The organism is Clostridium sp. KLE 1755 (genome assembly GCF_000466465.2).
Classification (GTDB): Bacteria; Bacillota; Clostridia; order Lachnospirales; family Lachnospiraceae; genus Eisenbergiella; species Eisenbergiella porci.
On sequence record NZ_KE992639.1, the window covers coordinates 28,451 to 39,854 of the forward strand.

Annotated in this window: 11 protein-coding genes; 10 read left to right on the top strand and 1 reads right to left on the bottom strand. The window is 51.9% G+C overall.

Annotated features, from left to right (window positions below):
* Positions 1–647, bottom strand: a 647-nt coding sequence (locus HMPREF1548_RS00140; RefSeq protein ID WP_021633560.1) for a DegV family protein, incomplete at its 3' end; no start/stop codon positions are given.
* 244 nt (positions 648–891) lie between these two features.
* On the opposite strand from HMPREF1548_RS00140, the gene HMPREF1548_RS00145 reads away from it, so the two are divergent.
* The 10 genes from HMPREF1548_RS00145 (at position 892) to HMPREF1548_RS00190 (ending at position 11,225) form a co-directional block, all read left to right on the top strand.
* Positions 892–1,563 (top strand): hypothetical protein, encoded by a 672-nt coding sequence (locus tag HMPREF1548_RS00145; protein ID WP_021633562.1) that lies wholly within the window; start codon positions 892–894, stop codon positions 1,561–1,563.
* Positions 1,564–2,415, top strand: a complete 852-nt coding sequence (locus HMPREF1548_RS00150; RefSeq protein WP_021633563.1) for a tetratricopeptide repeat protein — start codon at positions 1,564–1,566, stop codon at positions 2,413–2,415. It abuts the gene before it with no gap.
* Positions 2,416–2,567: 152 nt separating this feature from the next.
* A complete protein-coding gene (locus HMPREF1548_RS00155; RefSeq protein WP_021633565.1) occupies positions 2,568–2,960 on the top strand; it encodes a NusG domain II-containing protein in 393 nt (130 codons plus the stop codon).
* A 90-nt stretch (positions 2,961–3,050) separates the two neighbouring features.
* Positions 3,051–3,545: a Gx transporter family protein gene (locus HMPREF1548_RS00160; protein WP_025490015.1), complete on the top strand. Its 495-nt coding sequence runs from the start codon at positions 3,051–3,053 to the stop codon at positions 3,543–3,545.
* A gap of 75 nt (positions 3,546–3,620) precedes the next feature.
* Positions 3,621–4,226 (top strand): Holliday junction branch migration protein RuvA, encoded by a 606-nt coding sequence (gene ruvA, locus HMPREF1548_RS00165; protein ID WP_025490014.1) that lies wholly within the window; start codon positions 3,621–3,623, stop codon positions 4,224–4,226.
* A 48-nt stretch (positions 4,227–4,274) separates the two neighbouring features.
* Positions 4,275–5,270, top strand: a complete 996-nt coding sequence (ruvB, locus tag HMPREF1548_RS00170; protein ID WP_025490013.1) for a Holliday junction branch migration DNA helicase RuvB — start codon at positions 4,275–4,277, stop codon at positions 5,268–5,270.
* Positions 5,271–5,326: 56 nt separating this feature from the next.
* Entirely contained in the window at positions 5,327–5,764 is a 438-nt protein-coding gene (locus tag HMPREF1548_RS00175) for a cell division protein ZapA (RefSeq protein WP_021633569.1), read from the top strand.
* Positions 5,765–5,893: 129 nt separating this feature from the next.
* Positions 5,894–8,218, top strand: a complete 2,325-nt coding sequence (locus HMPREF1548_RS00180) for a peptidase U32 family protein (RefSeq protein ID WP_035320362.1) — start codon at positions 5,894–5,896, stop codon at positions 8,216–8,218.
* 6 nt (positions 8,219–8,224) lie between these two features.
* Positions 8,225–9,826 (top strand): FtsW/RodA/SpoVE family cell cycle protein, encoded by a 1,602-nt coding sequence (locus tag HMPREF1548_RS00185; protein ID WP_021633572.1) that lies wholly within the window; start codon positions 8,225–8,227, stop codon positions 9,824–9,826.
* Positions 9,768–11,225, top strand: coding sequence for a peptidoglycan D,D-transpeptidase FtsI family protein (locus HMPREF1548_RS00190; RefSeq protein WP_021633573.1), 1,458 nt, complete (start codon positions 9,768–9,770; stop codon positions 11,223–11,225). The genes HMPREF1548_RS00185 and HMPREF1548_RS00190 overlap by 59 nt, the downstream gene beginning before the upstream one ends.
* Positions 11,226–11,404: the final 179 nt, after the last annotated feature.

Sequence of the window (11,404 nt, forward strand, 5' to 3'; positions counted from 1 at the left end):
GTGCGGATGGATTTTTTCCTGCCGCGGGTAGTCCCATCGGAAACCAGGGTCCCTTCCCTGCCCACATAAAGGAAGGGCTTCAGGTTCAGCGCGGTTCCCACTGCGGCAACGGCACCGGAGATTCTGCCGCCTCTTTTTAAATGAAACAGATCATCCACGGTAAACTGCACATGCAGATGCTTCTTATATTCCTCCAGATAAGCCGCGTTTCCCTCCAGAGTCTTTCCTTCCTTCCGCAGCTGATTTGCCTTAATCACAAGAATGGTTTCCGCCAGGGAAACATTCAGGGAATCCAGAACCACAATTTTGCGGTCAGGATATTCTTCACACAGCTCCTGGGCGGTTACATAAACATTGTTGTAGCTGCCGCTCAATGCGGAGGAAAAGGCAATATGCAGGATGTCATTGCCGTCTTTCAAAATACGTTCGAATTTTTCCCGGATCACCGCCGGATTATTGGCCATGGAAGAGGGCAGCTCTCCTTTTTTCATGCGTTCATAAAATTCTGCCGGAGGCATATGTTTTTCATCGCCGTATACCTCTTCCCCAAAGGCATAATACTGCGGGATGATGACGGTCTGAAACTTTTCCGCGTAGGAAACAGGTAAATCGGAATTGGAATCAGTGGTAATTTCATACTTCTGCATGGGTAAACCCCTCCTGTTATCTTTCTGGCAGCTGTTTTTAACGATACAGTTACCTTTGATTTTCAAAAGCTTTGAATTTCAAAACACAGTAATTATAGCTTTTTCCGGCGATTCTGTCAATGCACGCATTTGTCACCGTTCTGTCCTTTACAGCTACCGCAATTTTTTCAATGACTTTTATGACAAGATGGTGTAAAATAGGAAGGAAATATTGTTTTTTGAAAAGGAAGGACTGATTGCCTGAATGAATTTTAAAGAAGATGTTTTTGCCAAGGTTATCACATATATTACGGTTGCGGTACTGCTGGGAGCGATGCTGGTGGAGGCTTTCGTCATTTATACGGAACGAAGTGAGAAAAAGGAAATTGCAGGCAGGCTGGTATCCGCCAGGGCCAGTGTCAGCAGTCTGACAAAGGAGAAGGCGGAGCTGGAAGCACACAATACCGAGCTTCAGGAATTTAAAAGCAAGTGGGAGAATCTGGTGATCCTTGCCGATAATGAATTCTGCCAGGAGCTGCGGGAGGAGCTTTTCCGCCGGCCGGAGGTGATTCCGGAAGAGGCCATCGAAGCATCCCTCAAAGCAGAGCTGGAAGAGGGGCGGGGGCCGGAGGAAGAAAAGGCTGGATCCGAAGAGCAGACGGAGGACGGCCCCTTGGCAGCGTTTGCTTTCCCCTCTCCTGAGGATAAGGAATGGTTCCTGCCACTGAATCTGGGAAACAAACCCAGCGTGGAATATCTGTTTTATGCCAGGGCCGTTGATGTGGAGAGGGATCGGTGTATTGATCTTCTGTATGAGGTTCCGGTGGACGGAGCGGACGACTCGCCGCTTCTGGATGAGGACGGAGAAATTATCTGGAATTGCATGGCCTACGATGCCGGCCTGGGATGGACACTGATTACGGAGGAAGAAGAATAAATGATGACGATTGACGGAATATTTGCGCAGCTGAACGGACTGATTGAACGGCGTGAATGGGATAAGGTGGAGCCTTTTCTTACCGGCTGCATGGAAAACGCCTCAGAATTGAAGAATTACGGGATATATATTACCATTGGAAATGAACTTCTGGATTTTTACAGGGAAACCGGCCAGTTTGAGAAGGCGCTGAACCTGTCTGAGGATATTCTTCTTTTAATGGAAGAACTGCAGCTGGAGGAAACGGAGCATTTTGCCACGGTCATGATCAATGTGGCTGCTGTCTGCCAGGCGGCCGGACGGGACGAGGAGGCTTACCGTTATGATGTGCGCGCCCTGAAAATATATGAGCAGGCTCTGTCCGGCGGGGATATAAGGTTTATACGTCTTTATCAGAATATGAGCATGCTTCTGGAAAGCCGCAATGAATTTGAAGAGGCGGCGATGCTGCTGGAAAAGGCGGCCTCCATACTGGAGAATAAGCCGGAAGAGAAGGAACAGCGGGCCGATCTGTTGACAAGCGCCGCTCTGCTGCGTTTTAAACAGGAAAAATACGAAGAAGGGGAAGAACTGCTGAAGCTGGCATTGTCTCTTTACGAGGCTTCCGGAAATTTGCCCGGCGCGGCAGAAGACGGGGAAGAGCTGCACTGTGCCCATTACTCCGCGGCGCTTTCCGGACTGGGTGAGGCCGCCTTCCGCCGTGAGGATTATGAAACAGCCCTTGCCTTTTATGAAAAGGCGGCTTCCGTCAGCGCCTCCACCTTCGGTGAGTCGGAGGGCACGAGACTGCTTCGGGAAAACTGTGCTGCAATTGTTCAATTGCTTCACAGTGATTGCCAAAACCCATCCTGAATCGCCTTTTGCGATGGATTTTGGCAATCCTGAATCACTTTCTTACGGTCAGCGCAAAGCGCTGGCCTGCGCAGCTGAATGCGCTGGCCTGTTTGAACAGTAACTTTGCACAATTACTGCGTTCATAAAGGAGAAGATGCTTCTTGAAACATATGTTCGAACATGCTATAATGACGAAGGCAGATTTTCTGCTGACAGCGGCTATACTGGTTCTTGCAGGGGTTCTGCTGGTCAGGCATTTTACTGCAGGGCCGGGAGACGGCTGGGTAGTGGTCAGCCGTGACGGAGTAGTGGAGGAGCGCCTTCCGCTTTCGGAGGATACCAGGCTTTTGCTGAAGGATGCTTCCGGCAATGAGAATCTGTTGGTAATAGAAGGGGGCAGTGTCCGTCTGGAGGACGCTGACTGTCCGGACAGGCTCTGTGTCAGGCAGGGGGCAATCAGCCGCAGCGGGGAAAGCATCATCTGCCTGCCTCATAAGCTGGTCATAACGATAGAAGGCCGTGCGGAAACGGATTCTTCCGCGCCGGATGCCATGTTGGACTAAAGGGGCAGGCCGGCGTAAACAGGTTCCGGCCTCCCTGAATTGCATGCGGCTTTAATCACATGCGCGCCCTGCGCGCAGATGGGGGCAGACATGAAAAAAACAGCTTTGCTCAGTATGCTGCTTGCCTTCGCGCTGATCCTGGGTTATGTGGAAGCTTTGATCCCGCTTCCCTTCGGCGTCCCCGGAATGAAGCTGGGGCTTCCGAATCTGGCGGTGCTGATTACCATGTACCGTTTTGGGAACAAAGAAGCGTTGACAGTAAATGTTGCGAGGGTATTCCTTGGCGGCTTTTTATTTGGAAATCTATCTGCCGTTCTTTACAGCCTTTCAGGCGCCCTGGTGAGTTTCCTTGTCATGTTGGCGATCAAAAGGCTTCCCTGTTTTTCCATAACCGGAGTGAGTGTGGCGGGAGGGACAGCCCATAACTGTGCCCAGCTCGTGGTGGCCATGCTTGTGGTGCAGACGTACCAGACCATATATTATCTGCCGTTTCTGCTCGTTTCAGGCTGTATTACCGGCCTGTGCCTCGGACTGACGGCGGGACAGGTGATGAAGCGCCTGCCGGCCTGGAGAAGTGATTTATAAAGACTGCCTGCAGCTGTGAAGGAACCGAACGGATAATGAATGAAAAAGCGCCTTCCGGCGCGGACAGGAGTTTGCATGTTTGCATATTTAGTAGGCAAAATCGCCGATATTTCAGAAGATAACCTGGTCCTGGAGGTCAACCATATCGGTTTTAATATAAAAATTCCCTCCAGCCTCCATTCCAGCCTTCCGGGAATCGGGGAAGAGATAAAAATACATACCTATACCTGCGTCAGGGAGGATTCCTTTCAGCTGTACGGATTTCTTACAAGGGATGACCTGGACATGTTCCGTCTCCTCATCACCGTCAACGGCATCGGCCCCAAGGGGGGACTTGCCGTACTCTCCGTGCTCAGCGCGGATGATATCCGCATGGCGGTTCTGTCCCAGGATGCCAAAACAATTGCGAAGGCGCCCGGTATCGGAGCCAAGACGGCACAGCGGGTCATCCTCGATCTGAAGGATAAGGTATCCCTGGAGGACACCTTCGTTTCCAGGGAGAGCGCCGCTTATGCGGAGAATTTCTCCGGACTTACGGATACCCGGAACGAAGCGGTGGAAGCGCTGACCGCTTTGGGTTATTCCGCCACAGAAGCGTTGCGCGCCGTAAAACAGGTGGAAAATGCGGAAGCCATGGATGTGGAAGCTCTGCTGAAGGCAGCATTAAAACATATTATTTAAGGGCCGCGCTGCGGCTGCACAGCGGCTTACAGCTGCATGGAGGATTACATGCCGAGAGTCATTGAAACAAACATTACGGAAGAGGACATCCGGATCGAAGGGACGCTGCGTCCCCAGACCCTGGATGATTATATCGGCCAGGAAAAGGCCAAGGAAAACCTGAAGGTTTACATTGAGGCGGCCAGACAACGCGGAGACGCGCTGGATCATGTTCTGCTTTACGGGCCGCCCGGCCTGGGCAAAACCACGCTGGCAGGCATTATCGCCAATGAAATGGGTGTCAATATGAAGGTAACCAGCGGCCCGGCAATTGAAAAGCCCGGGGAAATGGCTGCAATCCTGAACAATCTTCAGGAGGGCGACCTGCTGTTTGTGGATGAAATACACCGCCTGAACCGGCAGGTGGAGGAAGTTCTTTATCCCGCCATGGAGGATTATGCCATTGACATTATGATTGGAAAAGGCGCCTCCGCCCGTTCCATCCGCCTTGATCTGCCGCATTTTACCCTGGTGGGGGCAACGACAAGGGCCGGCCTGCTGACAGCGCCCCTGCGTGACCGCTTCGGGGTCATCCACAGGCTGGAATTCTACACGGTGGAGGAACTCAAATCCATCATCCGTCATTCCGCCAGGATACTGGATGTGGAAATCGATGAGGGCGGCGCCAGGGAGCTGGCAAGAAGAAGCCGTGGAACGCCGCGCCTTGCCAACCGTCTGCTTAAAAGAGTCCGTGATTTCGCCCAGGTACGCTTTAACGGCGTAATTACACAGGAGGTGGCAAATCAGGCGCTGGATCTATTGGATGTGGATAAAATGGGGCTGGATCATGTGGATCGGAACATGCTGGACACCATGATTTATAAATTCAGCGGCGGCCCGGTGGGGCTGGATACGCTGGCAGCGGCCATCGGGGAAGATGCAGGCACCATCGAAGAAGTCTACGAGCCGTATCTGCTGAAAAACGGCTTTATCAACCGTACACCCAGAGGAAGAGTGGTGACCGGACTGGCTTATCAGCATTTGGGACTTGAAATTCCGCAGTAGTTTGATCTATAATAGATTTTATATAAATATCGGGTATTGTATAAAGGAGCTAATCTATGGCCGTTAAGACAGATACGGAAGTAATCATAGGCGGGAAGGTCTTTACTCTGAGCGGTTACGAGAGTGAGGAATACCTGCAGAAGGTCGCTTCCTACATCAATAATAAAATGACGGAATACGGCAAGCTGGACAGCTTCCGGAAACAGCCGATTGAAAGGCAGAGCGTTCTGCTTCAGCTGAACATTGCGGATGATTATTTCAAGGCCAGGAAGCAGATAGCATTGCTTGAGGAAGATATCCAGGCTAAGGAAAAGGAACTTTATGATTTGAAGCATGAACTGATCGCTTCCCAGATCAAGCTGGAAAACACGGAGAAATCCATGAAAGGCCTGCAGCGTGATCTGAATGAAAGCTCCAAGAAAATCATACGCCTGGAAACGGAGCTGGCAGATAATAGGAAAAAAGGAAGCAGTGATTCCCATCAGAGGAATTAAGCTTCATAAATGGTATATACAAAGGCTGTCTTTAGCAGGACAGCCTTTTTCTATCCTGTTAACCCGGCAGGCTGCGTTTGTCAACTTTGCAGATGCCGGTAAAGCAAAGCGAAAGAAGGAATGGATATTATGAAAAAACCGGAATTACTTGCGCCTGCCGGGGACTATACCTGTTTTCAGGCGGCGCTGAAGGCCGGCGCGGATGCCGTATATATAGGAGGACAGAGGTTCGGGGCCAGGGCTTATGCCGGAAACTTCAGTGACACAGAGGTAGTGGATGCCCTGAAGGAGGCGCATTTTTATGGGAAAAGGCTCTATCTTACCGTAAATACGCTGCTTAAGCAAAATGAAATAGGGGAGCTGGAGGATTTTATCGGCTCATTTTATGAAGCGGGGCTGGATGGCGTAATCGTGCAGGATATCGGGGCGCTGTCACTGTTGGGTACCCTGTTTCCAGGATTGGAGCTTCATGCCAGCACGCAGATGACCGTTACGGATGTGCGGGGCGCCGAATTCCTGAAGCAGCTGGGCGTCTGCCGTGTCGTTCCGGCAAGAGAGCTGACCCTTGGGGAAATAGAAGCGCTGTGCCGGGAAAGCGGAATGGAGGTGGAAGCCTTTATCCATGGAGCTATGTGCTATTGCTATTCCGGCCAGTGCCTTTTCAGCAGCCTTCTGGGCGGCAGAAGCGGGAACCGCGGCCGGTGCGCCCAGCCCTGCCGGCAGCCCTACCGGATCCTGCCCGGACAGAACGGACAGGAATGCTATCCGCTGAGCCTGAAGGATATGTGTACGATAGAATTTATCCCTGAGCTGATAAAAGCAGGCATTGATTCCTTTAAAATCGAAGGCCGTATGAAAAAACCGGAATATGTGGCAGGCGTAACCAGTGTCTACCGCCGCAGAATTGACGCCTGCCTGGACAGTCCGGATGGAGCGGGAAAAGTATCTGCAGCCGATATGCATATATTATCTTCCCTCTATATCCGCAGTGAAATCAGCGGCGGTTATTATCACAGACATAACGGCAGGGAAATGATAACACTGGATCAGCCCGGCTATGCGGGCTGTGATGAAGCGGTTCTGCAAAATATCCGTTCCGGCATTCTGGAACCGGAGCTTACTGTTCCCGTAATAATGGAGGCCAGCCTTCACCCTGGCCGGCCCCTGCGTCTGAAGGCGGCGCTGGCCGGGAAAGATATTCCTGCGGCAGTTTCCGTGGAAGGACAGGAGGTACAGACTGCCTCCAAACGGCCGCTAAGCCGTGAGGACGTGGAAAAGCAGCTGCGCAGAACCGGCGGAAGCGGCTTCCGGGCAGAGGATATCCGGCTGGATATGGCGGACAACGCATTTTTGCCTGTCAAAGCACTGAATGAAGCAAGACGTCAGGTGCTGGATCTTCTGAAACAGAAAACAGCACAGGGAAACGGCCCGGTAAGAACAGCAAATAAGTGCCGGACGGACGCACCTGCCACAGCAAAGGGGATACCATCCTGTGCGGCCGCGGTTTCGGAAAATACACAAAAAGGGAGCGGGGTTCCCTACGGTCCGCTTTCCGTGCATGCATCTGTAAAAACCATATCCCAGGCATACAGCTGTCTGAAGGAAGGGGCGGACAGGCTGTACCTTCCCCATACCTTCCTCCGGGGAGACTGGGAAGCTGCTTTAAAAGACATGAAAAATGAATTTCCGGGAGCAGAACTGTATCTTTCCCTCCCCGTTATTCTCCGTAAACAGGATGAAGCCAGGCTGGAACGCCTGTCTGCCGCCCTGGGTACCGGATTATTTGACGGCGTGCAGGCGGCATCTTTATCCGGACGGCAGTGGCTGTACGAAAAGGACTGGAAGGGTGGTGTTGCCCTGGATCACAGGCTGTATCTGTGGAACCGTGAAACCTATGGCTTCTGGGCGGATAAAATGGATACCTACTGCGCGCCGCTGGAGCTGAACCGCAAAGGTATTTATGCGCTGCCAAAGAAAGGGCAGGAGATTCTCGTTTACGGCAGGATTCCCATGATGGTAACGGCAAATTGTATCCGTAAAACCGCGGGAAGCTGTCTGAAGGAGACGGAAAGCCGCCGGGGAAAAACAACGGCCGGGACATCATGTGAAGTTCTGCATTCAGACAAAGCCTTAAAACAGGCGGATATGCAGGAATACCGTCTGCTTGACAGATACCAGGCGGAGTTCCCCGTGGAAACAGACTGTGCTTACTGCTACAATATCATTTACAATTCCGTTTCCCTTTCCCTTCATGCATATCTGGGAGAAATCGCGGAAAGCGGCGCCGAAGCGGTCCGCCTGGATTTCCTGGAGGAAAGCGGAGCACAGACGGCGGAGCGCATGTCAATTTTTCACCGCCTTTGCATCACCCGCAGTGCGGAGGCGGCAGAGCTTATCAACAGGCAGGTGAACTGGAAATTTACCACCGGACACTTTAAAAAAGGAGCCGAATAACAGGGCATGGAACAATACATCATTGTTTACTCCAAATACATAATCACTCTGTTCATGATACTTTATACAGTGCTTTCTTTTTTTCGGGTATTCTGCACGGAAACAGGCCGGAAAAAATATGACAACCTGCAGAGTGCCTTCATATTTGTCATTCAGTTTGCCGCATTTCTGACCATATGCGTGGAAAAAGGCGATGTGGATTATCTGTTCTTTTATGCCATATCCCAGATAGCCATTTTTACTGCCATGATGATGTTTTCCATGATTTATCCGGGAATCAACCGGCTGCTGGTGAATCATATGTGTCTGCTGCTGGGGACCGGTTTTGTGATATTGACCCGACTGGATCTGCACAAAGCCGGAAAACAGCTGCTTATCTCGGCCGTTTCCCTGGCCGTCGCCCTGGCGGTCCCACTGTTTATCCGCAGATGCCGCTTCTGGAAAAAACTGACCTGGGCCTATGCCGGGGCAGGTATTATTGCCATCGGCGCTGTGCTCATATTAGGGCAGGTGACGCATGGCTCCAAGCTGTTCTTTTCCCTGGGAGGAATCACCTTCCAGCCCTCGGAATTTGTGAAAATCCTGTTCCTGTTCTGCATGGCCGCCATACTCTGGGAGGATTCCTCCTTTAAAAATGTGGCCCTCAGCGGCGCGGTTGCCGCGGCTCACATTCTGATCCTTGTGGCCTCCAGGGATCTGGGCAGCGCCCTGATTTTTTTCGCCGCCTATGTATTCCTGGTTTTCTTTGCCACCGGAAAATACCGATATCTGCTGGCCGGGGCCGGCGCCGGAGGTGTGGCTTCCTATCTGGCTTTCCTGATATTCAGGCACGTGCAGGTCAGAGTACAGGCCTGGAAGGATCCCTGGAGCGTAATTGACAACCAGGGCTACCAGATCACCCAGTCGCTCTTTGCCATGTCCCGGGGAAGCTGGTTCGGCCTCGGAATCGGCCAGGGTACGCCGAAGGACATCCCTTATGTGGAGACCGACTTTATTTTTGCCGCGGTGACGGAAGAACTGGGAATCATTTTTTCCATCTGCCTGATTTTCATATGTATTTCCTGTTTTTTTATGATTCTAAAAATTGCCCTTTATTCCTCAGATCCCTTTTTCCGCCTGATTGCTTCGGGCTTCGGCGTAATGTATATTTTTCAGATTTTCCTCACCATCGGGGGCGGCACCAAATTCATCCCGCTGACCGGCGTGACTCTTCCTTTGGTCAGCTATGGAGGAAGCAGCGTCATGACCACCCTGATCCTTTTTTCCATCATGCAGGGAATCTGGCTCAGGGAACAGGACGAATGGGAACAAGAAGACCGCAGACGCAGAAAGGCGTATGATGGGAGCGGCGTCGGGGAAGAGCCGTATGAGGAAGACTATATAGAAGAAGACTATCAGGATTACAGCGATATGGAAAATGATGCAGTGGATGACGAATATATGGAAGACGGGGATTATGAAGAAGAAGGCTGGAATGAAGATGAGTATGAAGAAGACGACTTTGAAGAAGACTACCGCAACGGCCCGGAAAAAGAAATCTACTGGGACGATGAAGAGGAAGCGCCCTGGAACGGAAGAAAAAATATACGATATCCGAAGGGCAAATAGAAACCTGATCGGCACAGCAGCTTTTTTCTGCTGCCTTTTTGCGGGCCTTATTATCTATCTGTGCACCTATGTCACCTCCAATTCCGAAGCCCTGTTCAATAACAGCTACAACAGCCGGCAGGCTGTCCTTGCAACGAAAAACACCCGCGGCACCATTTATTCTGCGGACGGGGAAATCCTTGCACAGACAATCAGGGATGAATCGGGAAAAGAAGTCCGCAATTATCCCTATGACAACATGTTTGCCCATATCGTAGGCTATTCCGACAAAGGAAAAACCGGGCTGGAAAGCCTGGCCAACTACTACCTGATCAACACCTCGGCCACTGTAGCCCAGCAGGCCGGCAACTCCGCCTCCGGCAAAAAGAATCCGGGAAACAACCTCTATACTACCCTGGACACCGGGCTTCAGGAGGTTGCCTATAAAGCGATGGGCATATATGAGGGCGCAATTGTGGTCATGGAACCCGATACCGGGAAAATACTTGCCATGGTTTCCAAACCGGATTTTAATCCCAATGAAATTGCCAGAATCTGGGACGAAGTCACAGCGGACACCGAAAATTCCAGCCTGCTGAACAGAGCCTCCCAGGGCGTATATCCGCCAGGCTCCACCTTTAAAATCGTGACCTCGCTGGAATACATCCGTGAGAATCCGAATACCTGGCCCAATTACACCTACCAGTGCAACGGCAGCTATACCCATGGAGAGAACACCATCCGCTGCTTCCACGGAAGCAAACACGGCCAGGTTTCCTTTGAACGCTCCTTTGCCAAGTCCTGCAATGCCTCCTTCGCCAACATCGGCATGACGCTGGATAAACAAAGCTTTGTTTCCACCATGCGGGATCTCCTCTTTAACCAGGAGCTTCCCATTGACATTCCCTACTCCAAAAGCCACATCCAGCTAACCGCCGACAGCGGTGACGAGGATCTCATACAGACCGTCATAGGCCAGGGCAAGACCCAGATCACCCCTCTGCATTTATGTATGATAACCTCCGCCATAGCCAACGACGGACTTCTGATGCGCCCTTACGAAATGGAACGCATTGAAAGCGCGGACGGCAAAATCATCAAACAATTCCAGGCTCAGCAGTACCGCCGCCTCATGACTTCTGAAGAAGCCGCCGCACTGCGCGGACTGATGATCGACGTGGTGGAAGAGGGCACCGCCTCCCGCCTCTCAGGCCTTACTTACACAGCCGCAGGCAAAACCGGTTCCGCTGAATTCAACCAGAACAAAGCCGATTCCCACGCCTGGTTCACCGGCTTCGCCCCCGCCGACCACCCGGAAATCGCCGTTACCGTCATCATAGAAGGCATCGGATCCGGCAGCGACTACGCCGTCCCCATAGCCAAAAGAATCTTCGACGCCTACTTCAACGCCGGTTTTTGATGGGGTGGGGGTGCCGCTGTCTGTTTTTGCTTCCGGGCCCGGCATACGCTCCGGGGCGGCTGTGGGATGTGGGGGGATTTTTCTGCTCCAGTCTCAAAAACGGGGTGTTTCTAATTGTTCCAAAACGGCAGAATCCTGTCAACGCGGCTGAACTCCTCACACAGCGGCCTTTGGCCGGC

Excerpts from the sequence above, each read along its gene's own strand:
- HMPREF1548_RS00145 (WP_021633562.1), top strand. The coding sequence starts at position 892 with ATGAATTTTAAAGAAGATGTTTTTGCCAAGGTTATCACATATATTACG.
- HMPREF1548_RS00150 (WP_021633563.1), top strand. The coding sequence starts at position 1,564 with ATGATGACGATTGACGGAATATTTGCGCAGCTGAACGGACTGATTGAA.
- HMPREF1548_RS00155 (WP_021633565.1), top strand. The coding sequence starts at position 2,568 with ATGTTCGAACATGCTATAATGACGAAGGCAGATTTTCTGCTGACAGCG.
- HMPREF1548_RS00160 (WP_025490015.1), top strand. The coding sequence starts at position 3,051 with ATGAAAAAAACAGCTTTGCTCAGTATGCTGCTTGCCTTCGCGCTGATC.
- ruvA (WP_025490014.1), top strand. The coding sequence starts at position 3,621 with ATGTTTGCATATTTAGTAGGCAAAATCGCCGATATTTCAGAAGATAAC.
- ruvB (WP_025490013.1), top strand. The coding sequence starts at position 4,275 with ATGCCGAGAGTCATTGAAACAAACATTACGGAAGAGGACATCCGGATC.
- HMPREF1548_RS00175 (WP_021633569.1), top strand. The coding sequence starts at position 5,327 with ATGGCCGTTAAGACAGATACGGAAGTAATCATAGGCGGGAAGGTCTTT.
- HMPREF1548_RS00180 (WP_035320362.1), top strand. The coding sequence starts at position 5,894 with ATGAAAAAACCGGAATTACTTGCGCCTGCCGGGGACTATACCTGTTTT.
- HMPREF1548_RS00185 (WP_021633572.1), top strand. The coding sequence starts at position 8,225 with ATGGAACAATACATCATTGTTTACTCCAAATACATAATCACTCTGTTC.
- HMPREF1548_RS00190 (WP_021633573.1), top strand. The coding sequence starts at position 9,768 with ATGAAGAGGAAGCGCCCTGGAACGGAAGAAAAAATATACGATATCCGA.